At 40.1% G+C, this 19195-nt stretch carries 13 protein-coding genes and 1 pseudogene; 9 read left to right on the top strand and 5 right to left on the bottom strand.

Translation table 11 applies throughout. The features are described 5' to 3' along the window. Positions 1-293 (bottom strand): annotated as a pseudogene (locus CQA40_RS01975) (UvrB/UvrC motif-containing protein); the annotation flags it as partial. A 122-nt stretch (positions 294-415) separates the two neighbouring features. On the opposite strand from CQA40_RS01975, the gene CQA40_RS01970 reads away from it, so the two are divergent. From CQA40_RS01970 to CQA40_RS01955, 4 genes are read left to right on the top strand one after another with little or no spacing between them, the layout of a single operon-like run. Next, on the top strand, positions 416-1408 hold the full coding sequence (locus tag CQA40_RS01970) for an AfsA-related hotdog domain-containing protein (RefSeq protein ID WP_181882790.1): 993 nt from the start codon (positions 416-418) through the stop codon (positions 1406-1408). After that, positions 1401-3236 carry a cytochrome P450 gene (locus CQA40_RS01965; RefSeq protein ID WP_115519306.1) on the top strand — a complete coding sequence of 612 codons (1836 nt, stop codon included), beginning with the start codon at positions 1401-1403 and terminating at the stop codon, positions 3234-3236. The genes CQA40_RS01970 and CQA40_RS01965 overlap by 8 nt, the downstream gene beginning before the upstream one ends. Continuing rightward, on the top strand, positions 3233-4846 hold the full coding sequence (locus CQA40_RS01960) for an MFS transporter (protein WP_115519305.1): 1614 nt from the start codon (positions 3233-3235) through the stop codon (positions 4844-4846). Before CQA40_RS01965 ends, CQA40_RS01960 begins: the two co-directional genes overlap by 4 nt. Before the next feature lie 9 nt (positions 4847-4855). Then, positions 4856-5407 carry an Rrf2 family transcriptional regulator gene (locus CQA40_RS01955; RefSeq protein ID WP_115519304.1) on the top strand — a complete coding sequence of 184 codons (552 nt, stop codon included), beginning with the start codon at positions 4856-4858 and terminating at the stop codon, positions 5405-5407. A gap of 182 nt (positions 5408-5589) precedes the next feature. Here CQA40_RS01955 and CQA40_RS01950 read toward each other — a convergent pair whose 3' ends face one another. From CQA40_RS01950 to CQA40_RS11505, 4 genes are all read right to left on the bottom strand, one after another. Then, complete coding sequence (locus CQA40_RS01950; RefSeq protein ID WP_115519303.1) at positions 5590-5961, bottom strand: hypothetical protein; 372 nt, start codon at positions 5959-5961, stop codon at positions 5590-5592. A 358-nt stretch (positions 5962-6319) separates the two neighbouring features. Beyond that, a complete protein-coding gene (gene uvrB / locus CQA40_RS01945; RefSeq protein WP_115519302.1) occupies positions 6320-8329 on the bottom strand; it encodes an excinuclease ABC subunit UvrB in 2010 nt (669 codons plus the stop codon). A gap of 47 nt (positions 8330-8376) precedes the next feature. Further along, positions 8377-9234 (bottom strand): ORF6N domain-containing protein, encoded by an 858-nt coding sequence (locus CQA40_RS01940; RefSeq protein WP_115519301.1) that lies wholly within the window; start codon positions 9232-9234, stop codon positions 8377-8379. Between the two features lie 180 nt (positions 9235-9414). Then, positions 9415-12864 (bottom strand): type ISP restriction/modification enzyme, encoded by a 3450-nt coding sequence (locus tag CQA40_RS11505; protein ID WP_258864419.1) that lies wholly within the window; start codon positions 12862-12864, stop codon positions 9415-9417. Positions 12865-13003: 139 nt separating this feature from the next. On the opposite strand from CQA40_RS11505, the gene CQA40_RS01930 reads away from it, so the two are divergent. From CQA40_RS01930 to ccoO, 5 genes are all read left to right on the top strand, one after another. Continuing rightward, entirely contained in the window at positions 13004-13261 is a 258-nt protein-coding gene (locus CQA40_RS01930) for a DUF904 domain-containing protein (RefSeq protein WP_115519300.1), read from the top strand. A 76-nt stretch (positions 13262-13337) separates the two neighbouring features. Then, a complete protein-coding gene (locus tag CQA40_RS01925; protein WP_115519299.1) occupies positions 13338-14609 on the top strand; it encodes a hypothetical protein in 1272 nt (423 codons plus the stop codon). Between the two features lie 2 nt (positions 14610-14611). Then, positions 14612-16909, top strand: a complete 2298-nt coding sequence (gene priA, locus CQA40_RS01920; protein ID WP_115519298.1) for a primosomal protein N' — start codon at positions 14612-14614, stop codon at positions 16907-16909. 116 nt (positions 16910-17025) lie between these two features. After that, complete coding sequence (gene ccoN / locus CQA40_RS01915) at positions 17026-18495, top strand: cytochrome-c oxidase, cbb3-type subunit I (RefSeq protein WP_023926990.1); 1470 nt, start codon at positions 17026-17028, stop codon at positions 18493-18495. 13 nt (positions 18496-18508) lie between these two features. Then, on the top strand, positions 18509-19195 hold the full coding sequence (ccoO, locus tag CQA40_RS01910) for a cytochrome-c oxidase, cbb3-type subunit II (protein WP_023926989.1): 687 nt from the start codon (positions 18509-18511) through the stop codon (positions 19193-19195).

Raw genomic sequence — 19195 nt, 5'->3', positions numbered from 1 at the left:
GCGATTTCATCGCGCAGTCTTGCTGCTTCTTCAAATTCTAGATTTTTTGCCGCTGCAAGCATTTGCTTTTTTAGCTCTTTTATTATGGATTCTCGCTCGCTTTTTGGGATTTTTGCACCCTTTTTGCGCCCGCTTTCATAGAGCTGGGATAGTCCGCTTGACTCGATTTTTAGCTCTTGCTCGACATTGCGCGAGACACTTTTTGGCACGATATTGTGCGCCTTATTAAACGCCTCTTGCTTTGCCCTGCGATAGTTAGTGATTTCAAATGCCCGCTTCATCGAGCCCGTGATAGTAAGCTCCCCAATGTTATCCTCAATGTTAATTGTTATATTGTAAAAAACTATTGACTCATTTAATATTTTTATAATATAATACATTACAATAATATTAAATGAGGAAAAAGACTATGACTATGAAGACAGAAAATACTATTGTTGCAGTCAATCAATGGAATGCCAACTTTAGTCAAACAATACAAAAAGAGTTGGTTCATAAAGACTTTTTAAGTGAAGTGTTTTTAACAGATTCAAAACAAATAACAAGTGATTGTTTTTTGATAAGTGCCCTATTACCAAAAACACATTTTTACTACAATGATGTATTTAGTCATTTTCAACAATCTTATGATAGTGCTCTTATTTTGGAAGTTTGTAGGCAGGTTTCAATCTATGTAGCACATATTTTTTATGGCGTTTCTTTTGATTCTAAATTTATATTTGATAGTGCAGATTTTGAGCAGTATATCGGACATAATACATACACTAATGATATAAATGACTATAAGGTAATTATTCATTCAAAAGTAATAGATAAGAAAGTAAAGAAAAATGCTTTATGTGGGCTTGAAATTGATATGAATATATACATAAATTCAAAACTATATGGTTTTAAATCAATGAAGTTTTCTTGGATTACTCCTAGAATGTGGCATAAACTTAGATATGCTTCACAAAAACACAATCACATTATGCAGAAAACAAAACAAATTTCAAAAGAGGTTGTTTGTAAGGAAAACATTCTAAATGTTGTAATTGGTGATTTTACGGAAAGAGCAAATATTTTCCAAGCAACAATCATTGCAAATCAAAATCACCCAGCTTTTTTTGACCATCCTTTAGACCACATATCAGGTATTCTAATTATAGAGGCTATAAAACAGTTTGCATTGGCAGTATGTTCCAATATATGTAATTGCAAATCAACAGAATTACAATTCAAAAGTATAAAAGTAGAATTTAAAAATTTTTGTGAATTTTATAATCTAAATATTTGTTACTTACCTAAAGAAAATATATGTGTAAAAGACAACGAAATATCAATGGATATACGCATTAAAACCGCAGACTCTAATGAAAGTGTTTTATCTAAAGTAACATTTATAAAATTTGGTAAAATCAATGATTAAATGTGTTTGGTTTGATTTTGGTGGAGTTTTATCTCCACCAATAGAGCAAATTTTTGATGTATATTATCAAAAAACAGGTATCCCATCTAAACATTTAAAAGAAGCTATGATAAGCGTTGCTAATGAGTTAGGTATGCCTATGCTTGCTCCAATAGAAAATGCCAAGATAACACAAAATGAATGGGGTATTAGGGTAAGAGAATCTTTGCAAAAAAAATACCCAAAGTTAGATACAACAAAGGCTGATTTAGAAAATTTTGGCAAACAATGGTTTAGCGGAATACAGTCAAACAAGACAATGGTGTGGCTTTTTAAAGAAATAAAAAAACAAGGGTTTATGGTAGGAATTCTCACAAACAATGTGGCTGAATGGGAAACTTATTGGAAAAAAATGATTCAACTTGATGATTATGCAGATTTTATTGTGGATTCCTGTAAGGTTGGTTGCAGAAAACCTGATAACGAAATTTTTGAAATAGCACAAAAAATAAGCAAGACCAAACCTTATGAAAATATTTTGATTGATGATGTTACAGAAAATTGTTTGGGGGCAAATAAAATTGGTTGGGAGAGTATCCAATTTTTGACCAATAAACAAACAATTATTGAGCTACAAAAAAAAATCAATTTTGATTTTCCTCTAATAACTGAAATACAAAATTATGATTTTACGCCAACATACAAAGTAATTTCAAAAGCAAAAAGACATACACCAGAGATTATAGAAATTCTTAGCGGACACAAAGTTTTGCATTTAACTGATTATGATGATGTAAGAAATATTTTATCAAACAAATTTTGTATTAGAAAACCATTAAATCAACCAAATCAGGCAAGTATTTTACCCACGCTAACCCCTGATGAATTGTTGCTAAATTTAGATGGGTTAGAACACGACAGAATGAAAAAATTTGCTATGAATGGTTATCTACCTGCAAAGCTAGATTTTTTTAAGCACAAGATGATGGGCATAATTGATAAACACCTAAAAAATGTTGCAAAATTAAATACTTTTGATTTATTTGAAACTTTAGACGACATTATTATTGAGATAAATTCTGAACTTGTTGGTATTGATATAGCGGACTATAAAAATATATTGAAACCTCTTACAAAAAGTATTCAAATAGCAGACCATAGAACTAGAGATAATCTTATTAAGGATTTTACAAATCTTTATGAATATATTTTAAATTTAATAGCAACAAAAACATTTTTTGATAAAGAAAACATCATAAGCTATTGGATGCAAGAGAGAAACAAAGTAAATCCACCAATAGATGAGAAAGAATTATGTGGATTGTTGCTTGGTTCTATTCTTGGAGGATATCAAAATGTGCTAACTTGCACTTCAAAAATAGTTTATGCAATACTATATTTTCCTATTTTTTGGGAAATCATAAAAACAGAAAATGAAACAATACAAGATGTTATCAATGAATTTTTTAGACTCACTAATTTAGGAACAACTTCTACATTTCCAAGATTTGTTACACAAGACATACAACTTACCAATTGCATTATTCCTAAAAACTCAATAGTGTATGCAAATGTATTTTTAGCAAACAGAGATTCAAATGTGTTTCCAAATCCATTACAAATAAATCCATTTAGAAACTGCAGACAACATTTACAATTTGGTTATGGCAAACATAGTTGTATGGGGAAACATTTAGCTATGTTGGAACTGCAACTTATATTACAAGAATTAGTTAACCAATTGCCAAATATCACACTTGATAAAACAATCCCAATTCAATGGGATAATGGTGTCATATTGCACCGCCCTAAAAATATTCCAATCTTAAACCAAAGGAGACTTCAATGAGTAACACAACCCAACCACAAAATCCACAAAATACGCAAAATAAGCAGACCCCGCAAGCCAATCACACAAAGCAAAATCTTATCTTGCTTACCATTTTGCTTGCCGTGTTTGTCGTGCCTAGCTCGATTTCTGGCACAGCTATTGCGCTAGAGTTTATCGCGCAAAGTTTTAGCGACATTACGCATTCTACCCACACTATCGCTCAAAGCACGCTTAGCCCCACGCACGATACCGCCCAAAGCCAAGCCACTTTTAGCGCACTTTTGCAATGGGTAGTCAATAGCTTCAATCTCTGCTTTGCGACTTTCACGCTTATTTGGGGTGCTTTTGCCGATAGATTTGGTGCGAGGAAATGCCTTATCTTGGGCGTTTTTCTCTACCTCATAGGTTCTGCGCTCTCTGTCCTTAGCTTAAACTTGCTCCTGCTTGATATTGCGCGTGGGATTGCAGGGCTTGGCGGGGCGAGTGTATTTGCGTGCGGTGCGTCTATCTTAGTCAAAACCTTTGATGAAAAGCACCGAGCCAAAGCATTCGCGCTTTTTGGCACTACCGCAGGGCTTGGTATCACGCTTAGCCCCACGATTTCAGGGCTTTTGATTGAGCTTTTTAGTGGCGTTTCTATCGCTTTTTTTGATATTTCGTTTGACATTTCTTGGCGCAGTATTTTTGCCTTTCACTTCATCGTGCTTTTTGCAGTCTTGCTTCTAAGCCCCGTGCTACCCAAAGATAAAAAAGTCACGCAAGATGAGCAAGCAGCAAAGCCCGCTTTTGACGCACTTGGTGCGATTTTGTTTATAGGCTTTTTATTTAGCTTTATGCTTTTTATTACGCGCATTAGCGAGATTTCAAGCCCTACTACACTATGGATTTTAGCCTTTAGCGTTATCGTTGGTGTCATCTTTGGAGCACAGCAGCGATATTTACACGCTCAAGGCAAATTCCCCTTGCTAGATTTTAGCGTGCTAGGCAATGCCAAATTTGTAGGATATATGCTTGTGTGCGTGATTGCTGGGTTTAGCTTTGTGGTGCTTTTGACTTATTTCCCCTCGTTTTTGCAGCGCACATTTGATTTATCCGCTGCACATTCTGGACTTTTTATGCTTTTCCTCACCGCTCCTATGCTCTTTTGCCCCATTATCGCGGGCAAAATTCTAGCAAGCGCAAAAAACGCGAACACACCAAAACTCCTAAGCCTTGCAATGTCGCTAATGATGAGTTTGGGGCTGTTTGTGCTCATTGTAGTTTTGCGATATACAAGTGGGGTGGCACTTTTTGTGGCTTTGGCTTGTGTGCTCCTTGTCATAGGAGTGGGTATGGGCTTGCACGCAGGGGCGATTGACAATCTCGCGCTTAGTAGCGTAGAGTCAGCCAAAAGTGGCTTTGCCGCAGGCGTGCTAAATGGGTTTCGTCTAGGAAGCGAAGCGGTGGGAGTAGCCATATATGGCGCACTAATGGCGTTATTTCTCTCTCAAACGCAATCTAGCCTAGATTTTGCTAGCCAAAATCTCATCAACGCGTTTTCTTACACACTATGGATTTTGGGCGTTTTTTGTGTGATTTTGAGTTTGCTTGTGTGGAGGTTTTTGCGCTATAATGCACCCAAAAATTAAAGGGGCACAATGCAAATCCCATCGCGCTTTAGTATCGCTATCCATATCTGTATGTGTTTAGAGTTTTTTGATGCACATTCAGAGTCAAATACCAAAAAGCCACCAAGCAAAAAAAGGCACTGCAAACCTATGACAGGCGAAGCCCTCGCAGAATCTGTGGGCGCACATAGCGTGATAATCCGCAATATCCTAGCCCAGCTAAAAAGCGCAAATCTCATAGAAACTAGGCGCGGAGGCAGTGGAGCAAGGCTTGCCAAAAGCCCTAGTAAGATAAGCCTGCTAGATATTTTTAACGCCGTGCAATCCACAAAATCTAGCCAAACCCAAGCAAGTGTGGCAAATAGTGGTGCGAAAACACCCACAAAATCTAACCAAAACACCCAAGCAAGCCAAAATCAGCTCTTTAGATTTCATACCAATCCAAACGAGCTATGCCCGCTTGGCAAGCATATTCACGGGATTTTGGATATACGATTTTTACAAGCGCAATCCGTGCTAGAGTCCTACCTCTCAACCGTGCTTCTAAGCGAACTAATAAGCGAACTTGATGAGTTAAGATAGACTGAATTTTTTAATTTTTGGGTTTATAAAATGGGGGATTAAACAAGGAAGTGTGGCTAAACACTGCTAACGCTTTACAATGCCCCTAACACGACACTTACAAAGCTAGCAGTGCTTGCCAAAGAAAATCTCTAAGCGATTTGCCATATTTGCTTTATAGCGACAAATCGCCCTTGAAAGTTTTAGTAGGCTTTAGTAGGGTTGCATTTCACCTTGACTTTTGTAGCGATAGCCATATTTTGTGGCACAGCACTTTGAGAGCTAGATTGGGCAGCAGGGATAGCATAGCTTGCATAATTCCCATCAACCTTAACAAATGTGCCGACTTTTATATCCACAAACCTACCTCTCTCTTTAAACCAACCACAATCATCAAGTTTTATCTTTGTATCAGGCAAAATTTTTACCTCGATAGGACCTGAATAGATAGTATCAACCACTATGGTTTTTTGCTCATCTTTTACTTCGATGACGCTTCCTTTTAGCCAACTATCTGCATATAGACTTGAGCTAACCAAAACAGCACTTAGTGCAACGACAACTTTTCTCTTCATCTGAAGCTCCTTAGAAATAAATTCGCTAAAAGGATTTTGTCTTTTAGCGTGAGGGAATTATGGCTTGTCTATGTGAAACTAAAGTGAATCTTAAACGCGTAGGAATATTTTGCAAGATTTTTTTGCAAATTTTGTTACAAATGGTGGGAGGAGTTTTTGCAAAAAATCGCTTAAAAGTGTGTGGCTGGGGCAAAAAGAGAGATAAAAAAACTTGCTTTAAAATTTTGGATTGTGGATTTTGTTTGTGCTAGATTTTGTGCTTTGTGTGTTTTGTGCTAACGCGTTTTATATCGCTATTGCGCTCTCTCACGCGCCCTTAACAACGCCTTTCACATAGATTTTTTTCACATTGGCTTTTTTACATAGCCTTTATTCTAGCGATTTCATCGCGCAGTCTTGCTGCTTCTTCAAATTCTAGATTTTTTGCCGCTGCAAGCATTTGCTTTTTTAGCTCTTTTATTATGGATTCTCGCTCGCTTTTTGGGATTTTTGCACCCTTTTTGCGCCCGCTTTCATAGAGCTGGGATAGTCCGCTTGACTCGATTTTTAGCTCTTGCTCGACATTGCGCGAGACACTTTTTGGCACGATATTGTGCGCCTTATTAAACGCCTCTTGCTTTGCCCTGCGATAGTTAGTGATTTCAAACGCCCGCTTCATAGAGCCCGTGATAGTAAGCTCCCCGTTTTTGTCTTTGGTGGAGTAGAGGATTACTTTGCCCTCGATATTGCGTGCAGCGCGTCCCATAGTTTGGATTAGGCTTGTTTCACTGCGCAAAAAGCCCTCTTTATCCGCATCCAAAATCGCTATCAAGCTCACTTCGGGCAAGTCTAGCCCCTCGCGCAAAAGATTTATCCCCACTATCACATCAAACTCCCCAAGCCGCAGTGAGCGAATCAAATGATTACGCTCGATAGCGTCTATGTCGCTGTGCATATAGCGTGTCTTTATGCTTAGCTCGGTGTAGTATTTGGTAAGCTCCTCTGCCATTTTTTTGGTAAGCGTGGTGATAAGCACGCGCTGCTTTTTCTCCACACGCGCTTTGATTTCATCGAGCAAATCAAGCACTTGGTTGCCACTATCGCGCACTTCATAGAGCGGGTCAAGTAGCCCTGTGGGGCGGATAATCTGCTCGGCGATATGCTCCGCGCTAAGCTCTACCTCTAGCCTAGCAGGTGTGGCAGAAACGAAAAGAAAATGCGGGGCTTTAGCGATAAACTCCTCAAACATTAGCGGGCGATTATCTAGCGCACTAGGGAGGCGAAATCCATACTCCACAAGCACTTCCTTGCGACTTCTATCCCCCGCATACATTCCGCCAAATTGTGGCAAGCTCGCGTGGGACTCATCGACTATGACAAGGTAGGGCTTTTTCTTTTGCTCAAAATAATCAAGCAAACAATAAGGCGTTTCCCCCGCCTTCTTGCCTGTCAAGTGCCGCGCGTAGTTCTCAATCCCCTTACAAATCCCCGATTCACGAATCATTTCTAAGTCAAACTCCGTGCGCCCCTTTAGTCGCTGATACTCCACCTCTTTGCCCTGTGCTTTAAATTCTGACAAACGCAAATCTAGCTCACGCTCAATGCCATCGATTGCTTCGCTCAAGCGATTTGCCCCCACGATAAATTGATTTGCCGCATACAGCACAAAAGAATCAAGGCTTTTTAGCTTGGTGCGCTCGAGTGCCTCATACACCGCGATTTGCTCCACCTCATCGCCAAAAAACTCTATGCGGATAAACTCGCTCTCATTATACGCAGGGAAAATATCCACCACCTCCCCGCTTACGCGAAATTCCCCCCGCTCAAACGCCGTATCATTGCGCGTATAGCCCATATCCACAAGTTTGATTAAAAACTCCTTTTGATTGCGCGACTCGCCCACTTGTATTTTTTCAATCATTGTGAGATACTCTGCGGGATTGCCTAGCCCGTAGTTTGCGGAGACACTTGCCACCACGATGACATCATCATAAGCTAGAAGCGAAGTAGTCGCGCTTAGACGCAGTCGCTCCAAGTCATCATTTATGCTTGAATCCTTTTCGATAAACAAATCCCTGCGCGGAATGTAGGCTTCGGGCTGGTAGTAATCAAAGTGGCTTATGAAATACTCCACGCGGTTGCGCGGGAAAAAGCCCTTAAACTCGCTATAAAGCTGTGCTGCAAGGGTTTTGTTGTGAGTCATTATGAGTGTTGGCATATTTAGCGTGGCGATGATATTTGCCATAGTGAAAGTTTTGCCACTGCCCGTTACGCCTAGCAGTGTGGCGTATCTCGCGCCATTTTTGAAACTACGCGTGATTTTGTCTATGGCTTGTGGCTGGTCTCCTGCGGGGGAGTAGGGAGATTCTAATTTAAAGGATTCTGTCATTTTGCTACCTTAAAAATAAAAGCGTGGATTATAGCATTAAATTGCGTCTAGATTCTGCTTTCTAGTCTTTGCAAACTCTGCAAGGACTCATTATCTATCTTGCTAAAAGCAAACCATTTTTTACCCAAATCTTTGAGGCTTGCGCCAAAGTGATATATCTCATCATCAATAATTAAAAATCTATCGTGGCTAAGCGCAAATTCTTTTATGATAATGGCATTTTTAAATTGTGCGTTAAATTTATCAATATCAAGTTGCAAGGACTTTGAAATGCTTTTGGTATAAAGTGTGATTTTTGCGTGTGGATTTTTGCTAAAAAGCGTGAGTGTAGTCTCATCAATGTAATTATCCACCAAAATAATGCGCTTTTTTGCCTTTTTGATTAGGCTACTTACAAAGATATGCGACTCATAAATCTGCCCATCATAGAAAATGCCTTGTTTTGGTGGTTCGTTACTTTGGAGGGCTTTGCTTAGTTTGGCTATGCTTTCATCGTGGCTATTTAGTCTTTGCTCTATGCGCTCAAACCGCTCAAAAGGCGTGTTTGCTATGATATGACGCATTTGCGCAAATGTTCTTATGATAAAAAGGCTTGCTTGCGTGGCAATAGGGCTTTTTAGTATAGTAGCTAGCATATAAATGCCCTGCTCGGTAAAAACCTTTGGCATTACTCTTGTTTTTGCAAATTTTGCGGTCGAAATTTTCGACTGCAAAATCTCAAACTCATCACTAGATAGCTTAAAGTAAAAATCTCTAGGGAATTTATCTGTATTGTTTTTCACAGCTTCATTTACACGCTTTGTCTCTACGCCATAAAGCTCAGCTAAATCTTTATCAAGCATTACTTGTGTGTCGCGTATCGTGTAGATTTTGTCTTTTATGCTTTTGGTGCTTAGCTCATTCATTTTGTGTGATTCCTTGATATTTGGACATAAAAAGGCGGGATTATAGCATAAATCCAAATCTATGGCTTTCGCGCGTTTGGCTTTTTTTGCTTCGGCTAACGCCTTGCAACCCGCTGGGTCTCATCAAAAATACTTCCGCGCTCACGCAAGAAATCACTCCGCACCAAAGTCACTCTAACTTTATTCCAACGCTATCTTGGCGATTTGGGATTCCACTCTCAAGGATTCGTGCAAAGTGGTTATAATGCGCTCGAAATGCGTGTAGTCTAGCACTTCGCCTTTGTGGGATTTGAGGTATTTTTCACACACGGAATAGCCACCGATTTTGTATCCCCACACTTCCTCGCTTACATCGCTAAAGTAAAGGCTTTCATTGACATAGAGCCTTTTTTGCTCCGCATTGTAGGCGATTTTCTCTATCCTCTCATTGCGATTTTGAGGGTTGCTAAAAAGTGGCTCGGTTATGGATTCTAGTGTGCCACGCATTAGGTGTAGCTCGATGATTTGCCCTCCCAATGCACTTAAAGCCAAAAACTGCTCTTTTGATTCTATAAACGGGATTCGCGGAAAATCAATCTTTAGAAAATCTAAGAACTTCTCGCGGTAGTCTTTGTGGAAAAGCACCGCATAAATGTAGCCCAAAATCACTTCGGGGGAGAATCTCTCGCCATACTTCGTGTCAATAAATGCGCGAAAAGATTGGGTGAAATTTTCACTTCGCGAATCGGATTCGACTAAATAAAGTGGGAAAATATAACTTCCACTACCCACCAAATGTAAGTCAATAATATTATTTGCCACAAAAATATTATCTATCGCTTGGAGTTTGCAACCTCTATCACACACTAACCCCACATTTTCAACGCCTAAAAAATGCTTAAAAATATCATAAACGGGACGCGCCATAAATCCGCAATTTTGATTCGTGTAAAAAGTCCATTTCAAATCAAAAGGGCGATAATGGCATTGTGTTATAAAATCATCTAAATTATCTTTATATTTTTTGACTTCATTTATCGCCCATTCGAGTTTCCACCCACCTGAATCCTCGCCTATATCGTATTTCCTGCGCAATTCATCGCTTGGCTTTGTGGCAAAATCTAGCAATAATTCTTTGAGCTTTTCTCGCGAATCTTGAAAGACAATATTATCGCGTTTGGAGCAAATCCCCACGCCTGATTTGATGAAAATATCCTTTATGCTTATGCCTTTGTCGTATTCATCGCGTAAGGATTCGTTTTGTGGGATAAAGAGATAAAATGGTGCTTTGGGCGCAATGACACTCCAAGCGATAGAATCCAAACCATTGCTTTGCAAAAAGTCGTATTTATCCTTGCGTTTGCCGTATAAATCGTAGTGATAGACTTGGGCTAGATTACCCGCATTATTCACATTACCCACCCCCAAACCCCCTCCGCAAGGGAGGGGGCTTATTTGGGATTCCTCTCTGCAAGAAAGGGGGCTTTTGTTAGAATTGCTAACGCAAGGGGAGGGACTTTTTGTTTCCTTTTCGTTTGTGTGTGGGCTACTTTTTTGTTCCCCCTCCCTTGCGGAGGGGGCTAGGGGGTGGGTTGATTTCGTGCCACTTTTTACAAACACGCTTATACACACGCCTTGCTGAATGTCAAAGACATTGTCATCTTTGCTGCCATCGGGGGATTTTTCCTTTTTCTTTGCATTGCCGTGCAAATCTAAAATGTAAATTTTGTCAAATGTAGTTAGCAAGTGGTAGCGCATACCGCGAAATGTGGGGTTATCTATAAAGCCGTGATTGCTGATGATAGCGATGATACCGCTATCTTGAGATTCGACTTTGGACTCGGCAAAGCGGATAAATTTCACATAGTCATCTAAAAGCCATTTTGGGTTTTTCTCGTTTTGTAAGCGGCGCGATTCAAAGAGATTTTTGAATTCTCTTTGTTTGGATTTTTCATCTGGGTTTGCAAAGTAGGCTTTTATGATTCGCTGTGCTTCGGCGGATAGATTTTGTTTGCTTGGCTCTAGCCCATAAGCGATTTTTACCTCGTCCTCAAAAAGCCCCTTATTTGCACTCGCACCTGAATAGGGCGGCTTGCCCGTGATGATTAGGATTTGCTCGTTTTTTAGCTTTTGGGATTGCAAAAATTCTTGGGCGAGTTCATACATACCCGCAAAAAGAGAACTTTTTTGATTTTGCTCATCTTTGGCGGATTTGGTGTATATGGTATTTGTAAGCAAAATATTGAGCTTTTCGTTATCATCTAGCGGGGCGTGGAATTCCTCTTTGAAACTTTGCGAGATTTTCAAATGCGCTATGGTGTAAGGGGCGATTAGAAACTCAAAGCCACTAAATTTTGAGAGCAGATTTTTGGGCTTGTAGTGCAAAGAGTTTTGCGGGGTGGAATCTAGTGCCTTGCGAAATGCCTCTAGCAAAAATGTCCCCGTGCCTGTGGCAAAATCTAGCAGCGTGATATTATCATTATTTAGCGCAGAGCCTAAGCCTTTGGTTTGATTGAAATCGCGATTCAACACGAAATCTATGGCATTTATGATAAAGCTCACCACCGCAAAAGGCGTATAATACACTCCGCGCAATTCGCGCAATTTCGGGTCGTATTGGCTCAAAAATGTCTCATAGAAATGCAAATATGGGTCTTTGTGTAAATAGTTGCCTAGCAAGTCTTTTTGCGCGATTTTGTTTAGCTCTTTGGTAATTTCTGCGGGGTCAATGTGGTTTATAATGCTTAAAATCTCTTTGATAAGCCACTTTAGGCTATCTAGCTCATCTAAATTATCCAAAAATCCGCTCATAGCGCGGATAAGTGGGAAAGACTTGGGGATAAACTTTTTGACATTATAAAGGTCGATAATTTCGCCTTTTTCGTCATTTAGCCTAGCTAAAAAGAGCGCGTAGGTAAGCGTTTGGGCGAAACTATCGCAAAAGGCTTCAAAATCCAAATCCTTATACAAAATATCTCTAAAACTTTGATAGAGCGTTGTGATTTGGGGATTTTGTGGATTGTCGATGAGCGTGTCTTTGACTAGCTTTGTGCGCTGTGCTAGGCAGAGTGCGAACTCTTGGGCGTTATTTATAGGCTTTGGGGCGGAGCTAAAAAAGAGTGCGAAAAACTCGAGCAATTCGCTTTGCTTGGATTGGAGGGCGGATTTGGATTTTAGCGTGGCGTGGATTTCGTTTAGGGTGCAAAGTGTGATTTCTTGGGTGATTTGGACTTTGCCATTTGGTGCTTTGGCTATGCGTAAAAATCGCAAGTAGTCTGTAAGGATAAGATTGTCGCTCAAAGTTAGGTATTTGGCGATTTGCTCTCGTGGATTCGTGTTGGATTTATTGATGAGCTCGGCTAAATCCGCATTTACGCGCTTATTTTCGATATAGCCTAAAGTGAGATTACCCCCCCCCCCCGCAGGAGAAAATCCGCAATTTACTTGAAAATCTGGCGCACCTGCTTTGTTTTCGCTCTTATCGTTATTTGGCTCGTGGATAATGCTAAGGTTGGCAAAGTCCTTGTGCGTGGTGGCTAACTCATCTTTGATACTCTCTAGTAGCGTTTGTAGCGCACTTCTATGCGTATGCTCTTTGTCGCTCTCGCTAATACCACTAATGGCACTCAAATACTCGCTTAAAATATTCATAAACACTCCTTAAAGATTTCGCTATAAAGATTTGCCTAAATATATTCTTACCCACACTTTTGCACATTCTTATACATTTACAAATTTTTGTGCAAATTTTTGCGATACAATTATAATCAAACTCTTTTAAGGAACAACAATGTCTTTGATACAGAATCTGGAGGCAAAAATAGATTCTATCTTGCAAAGCTATGAGGAAAAAGTAGCGGAGATAAACGCGCTAAAAAACAAAGTAAAAAACCTAGAAGCAAGCAACAAAGAAAAAGACTTGCAAATCTCATCTCTTTATGAGGAAATAGCCCAAAGAGACAAAGCCGTAGAATCACTATATGGCAAAATATCTAGTGCGTTTAAAGAAAATGAAATAATCAAAGAATCAAAGCAAGAATCTACTTAAGCAATCCACTTGGGAATAAATATTTATTTAAGGAAAAATATGTGCCACCATAAAGGATTTTGCAAAGGATTTTGTGATGCCCCAAACTAGGCATAAATCTATCGATGAGAAACTAGAATCTAGCGAAGTAGAATCTCTAGGCATTGATGAGCAGCTAGAAATCAACATTTCTGGGCGTAAATTTAGCATATCACTCAAAGGCTTTGAGCCAAATGCGATAGTAGAGATAAAAGAGCTACTAGAAACCCAAAGCGTGGATTTGCTAGACCTAATGCGTGCGTATCTAAACTCTGTCCACTCTAGATGTGAGCTAGAATCCCAAGTAGCCCATATCACTCAAAAAATAGTCCAAAAGCTACCCCAAGTCTTTATCACAAAAGACTTTGATGAAGCACAAGATGAGCAAGCAGATGATGAGGTAGATAGTGAGCTAGATGAGGAGGATTTGGCGCAATATAGCGAGCTTGATGATGATTTGGCGGATGGGTTTGGAGATGATTTTGGGGGATTTGGGGAGGAGTTTGGGCATAGTGGGGAAGTGTATGGGGCATTTGGCGAATTTAATATGCTAGGTGGGCTTGGCATACATAGCAAAAGTGAGATAGAGCCAAGCGAGGAGGAGCTAGATGAGATAATGGCACAAAAAGAGCAAGAATCACAAAGTCAAAAAGCGCAAGATAAAGAATATGATATAGCAGAAGCAAACGAATCTACAAAAGCGATAGAAACAATAGAAGCGACAAAAAAAGAGCAAAAAGATGAGCAGGTAAAGCAAGCAAATAACTCCACTCAAGCACAGCAAGCACAAAAAGAGCGCACCGACAAAAAACCTAACTATGAAACTACGCAAAATAAAGATTCCCTAGAAAATCAGCCACAAAATCAATCACAAGAAAATCACTCACAAAGCCTTACAAACCAAACACCTCAAGCACCAAAAGCACCTCAAGCGAAGTTTGACCAAGCGAGATTTGACTTTGCGGACTTTTCTAAACCAAATCACTACAAAAATGAAGCACAAAACTTAGAAACAGAATCTAAAGCAAGCGATTCTAAAGCACACTCAAAAGATGATTTGCAAGTGGATTCTAAAGCGGACATTCATACAGATTTGGCAGATTCTAAAGCTGATTTGGAGGCGGACTTAGAAGCAAAATCTAAAGTGGAATCTAAAGCAAAATCTAATGCGGACACCAAAGAGAGTGAGCTATCTCACGCAGGGCAGGTACATAGCACTTTTGCAAATCGTGCGAACAACTCTTTTGACTTTATGGCGGATTCTCCCGCGCTAGAGCCAAAGCCCAAATCCACCCTTAGTCGTATCACAAAATTTTTTAAAAACCCTTAAAAATGTCGCTTTACTACCTTGTCGCACCATTTGGTGCAAAATCCCCACCCTTTACCTACAAATCACGCACTGCTTATGAAAAAGGCACGCTTGTAGAGATTCCATTGCGCGAAAAAGTCGTGCTAGGCGTGGTGTTAGGCAGCGTGCAAAAGCCTAGCTTTGAGTGCAAGGAGATAGGCGAGCAAAAGGGGTATTTTGATAGTAGACAGGTGCTACTAGCGGAGTTTGTGGCGTATTATTATTTTTGCACTCTAAGTGAAGCATACAACTTAATGCAGCCACATTATGGCTTTGGCAATTCGTCTTCGGGTAATCATTGCGTAGGTTTTGTAGATTTTGAGGGTTCGCAGGCGATACAGCCTAGCTCACCCCCAAAATCTACAAAAAACTCCACAAGCACCACCGCAAATACTAGAATTGTAGAAAAAAAATCTAATTTCGTTATCGCAGGTAAAAATCCGCATTTAACTATGGAAAGAACTTTAGCAACTAAAGTTGCCTTAGATAAGTCAAAGTCTAGTGTGGATTCCCACGAAGCAAGCACAAAGCCTTATATCGCTCATACACCGCAGCTACACCCGCTTAGCCAAGCACAAAAACGCGCACTAGATTTTGTGCTTACTAAACCTATAAGCCTGCTTTTTGGCGATACGGGCAGTGGCAAAAGTGAAATCTACTTCCACCTCATCGCCTCCGCACTCACGCAAGGAAAATCCGCGCTCTTTCTAATGCCCGAAATCTCACTCACCCCACAGATAGAATCAAGGCTAAAAAACGCATTTGGCGAGCAGGTGGGAATCTGGCACTCTAAAGTAAGCCAAAAACAAAAAAAAGAGATTTTACAAAAGCTCAAATCAAATGAGCTAAAAATCATCGCAGGAGCTCGCTCTGCACTCTTTTTGCCAATCCAAAATCTAGGGATTATCATTATCGATGAAGAGCACGATGATGCGTATAAATCTTTCCAAAATCCACGCTATAATGCGCGTGATTGCGCACTATATCTATCCAAAAAATGTGGCTTACAAGTGGTGCTAGGCTCGGCAACTCCAAGCCTCACAAGCCACTATCTTGCAAAAAAGGGTGGCTATCTCTATCGCCTAAAGGGTGCGTTTTTTGAGGAAGCAAAAAAACAATATATCTTAGAAAACTCCCCCACAAGCCTAACCCCGCTACTTCTCTCACACATAAAATCCACACTACAAGCAAAAAAACAAGCTATCATTTTTGTGCCAACTAGGGCGAATTTTAAGGCATTGCTATGCCAAGAGTGCGGATATGGGTTTGCCTGCCCATTTTGCAGTGTCAATATGAGCTTGCATATCAAGCAAAATCGCCTTATTTGCCATTATTGTGGCTACTCTCAAATCACGCCAAAATCCTGCCTAGAATGCGATAGCCAAAATCTAACCACAAAGCGCGTAGGCACACAGCAAATCGCAGATGAGCTAAAGCAATCTTTTAGCGAGGCAAAAATAGGGATTTTTGACAAAGACCATATCACTACAAGTGGCAAGCTAAATGAAGCATTGAGAGCATTTAGAGATGGAGAGATAGACATACTTGTCGGCACGCAAATGCTCTCAAAAGGGCACGATTATCACAATGTCGAACTAGCCGTGATTTTGGGAATTGAGTATGTGCTAAATGGAGGGGATTTTCGTAGCTTTGAGCGAGGGATAGCCTTGCTTCATCAAATAGCAGGGCGAAGCGGACGCAAACACATAGGCAAGGTGTTTATCCAAAGCCCACAAGCCGAGTTTCTTAGAGGATTTTTGGGCGATTATGAGGAGTTTTTGGCGTGGGAAGAAAAGCGCAGAAGTGATAATTATCCACCTTTTAGAAAACTTGTGATGATTCATTGCTCACACCCTAGACAAGAGAGGGCAAAGGAGCAAATGGAGGAGATTCTCCCCATATTAGAGCGACAAAAAAATATCCATATCATAGGGCACGGAAGCAACGCCATAGAGCGCATAGCAAACAAATGGCGGTTTCATATTTTGCTAAATGGAGAAAAGATTAGCGATATACTAGAAGCACTAAATGCGGTGCAAAGCGAGCTAGAATCGGGCGCAAAATCTAGTGTGGATTTGCATACAAAATCACACTCAAAGCCTAACTCAAAATCTAACCCAAACTCTTACCCAAAATCGCACGCAAACTCTAGCTTGCAAAAATGGGTAGAATCTACACAAAATCCTAGTTCATCATCACATAAGCAAAACTCTCATTCTCAAAAATCCCTACATTTCGGCAAAAGGCTTGATGTTGATATTGATTGCTTAGATACTTTGTGAGAAAATCTATTAGCAAAAAGCAGATGATTTTGAAAAAAACTAAAAAATTTAAGGATACAAAAGGTAAAAAAAGGTTAGAATAGCTGTGATTTAATTTTCGGAGAAAAGGAGAGTAAATGCAAGACAATGTAGCAACTTTAGAATACGACTATTCTATCGCAAAATTGTTTTTGTTCTCAACGCTTGCATTCGGGTTTATCGGTATGCTTATCGGCGTTGTTTTGGCGTTTCAGCTAGCGTTCCCTGATTTGAACTATATCGCTGGCGAATATGGAATCTTTGGGCGACTTCGACCACTTCACACAAATGGAATCATCTATGGTTTCACTCTTAGTGGGATTTGGGCTGCGTGGTATTATCTAGGACAAAGAGTGCTAAAAATCACTTACCACCAACACCCACTTCTAAAATTCATCGGTTTAGCACATTTTTGGGTTTATATCGTGCTTATGCTTGCGGCTGTGATTTTGCTTTTTGCAGGCTTTACACAATCAAAAGAATACGCTGAACTTCCTTGGATTTTGGACTTGGTAGTGGTAGTAGTGTGGGTGCTATGGGGCGCTAGTATGTTTGGCTCTATGGGCGTTAGACGCGAAAATGTGATTTATATTTCGCTATGGTATTTTATGGCGACTTTTACAGCTATCGCCGTGCTATATATCTTTAACAACCTTGCTATTCCTACTTACCTTGTCGCTGGCACAGGAAGTGTATTGCACTCTATTTCACTCTACGCAGGTAGCAATGACGCACTTATCCAATGGTGGTGGGGACACAATGCGGTGGCATTTGTTTTCACTTCTGGCGTTATCGGCGTGATTTATTACTTCTTGCCAAAAGAATCTGGGCAAAGCGTATTTTCTTACAAACTTACACTCTTTTCGTTTTGGAGTTTGATGTTTATATACATTTGGGCTGGCGGACACCACGTCATTTACTCTACCGTGCCTGATTGGGTGCAAACTCTTGGTTCAGTCTTTTCTGTGATTTTGATTTTGCCTTCTTGGGGAACTGCGGTAAATATGCTTCTTACGATGCGCGGGCAATGGCATCAGCTAAAAGAATCTCCACTTATCAAATTCCTAATCCTTGCTTCTACATTCTATATGCTATCTACTTTGGAAGGACCGATTCAGTCTATCAAGTCTGTCAATGCTCTAGCGCACTTCACAGATTGGATTGTCGGGCATGTCCACGATGGTGTGCTAGGCTGGGTAGGATTTACGCTTATTGCAGCTTGCTATCATATGCTTCCTAGAATGTTTAAGCGCGAAATCTACTCTAGAAAGATTATGGACATACAATTTTGGATTATGACGATTGGGATTGTGTTTTACTTCTCTAGTATGTGGATTGCAGGTATCACACAAGGTATGATGTGGAGAGATATGGACCAATACGGCAACCTAGCATATCAATTCATTGATACAGTTAGCGTGCTATTCCCATACTATCTTATCCGTGCGATTGGTGGGGCATTGTATTTGGTAGGCTTTATAATGTTTATATACAATGTCATAATGACAATCACAGCAGCAAGAGAGCTAGAGAGTGAGCCAAAATCTGCCTCACCTATGGCTTCTTAAAAGGAGGTGAGCAATGTTTAGTTGGCTAGAAAAAAATCCTTTCTTTTTCACAGTAGCGTTTTTGGTGGTGTTTTCTATTGCGGGGCTTGTAGAGATTCTACCTGACTTTTCTAAGTCCTCTCGCCCTATTGATGGGCTTAAGCCATATAGTTTGCTAGAGACTGCAGGCAGGCAAGTCTATATGAAAGAGGGTTGCTATAATTGCCATTCACAGCTTATCCGTCCATTTCAGTCTGAAACAGACAGATATGGTATGGCAAGTATAAGTGGTGAATACGCCTATGATAGACCATTTTTGTGGGGCTCTAAGCGCACAGGACCAGACTTGCATAGGATAGGGGATTCTCGCTCCACAGATTGGCACGAAAATCATATGTTTGACCCAAAAAGTGTTGTGCCTGCGTCTATTATGCCTGCGTATAAGCATCTCTATGATAAAAATGTAGATTTTGAAACTGCGTATGCAGAAGCTATCACACAAATGGAAGTCTTTAGTGTGCCTTATAATACTCAAGGTGGCGTGTCTATCGGCACAAGCATAGAGGAAGCAAAAGACATCTATATGGAAGAAGCAAAAGCACTTGTCGAGGATATGAAAAGCCAAGACATTAAGGACTATTTAGAAAAAGGCGAAGTCAAAGAAATCGTAGCTTTGATAGCTTATCTAAATAGTCTAGGGCAAAGCAGACGGACAAAATAA

Origin of the sequence: Helicobacter sp. MIT 01-3238 (genome assembly GCF_003364135.1) — a bacterium.
Classification (GTDB): domain Bacteria; phylum Campylobacterota; class Campylobacteria; order Campylobacterales; family Helicobacteraceae; genus Helicobacter_B.
This window is presented reverse-complemented; position numbering and strand designations above follow the sequence as displayed.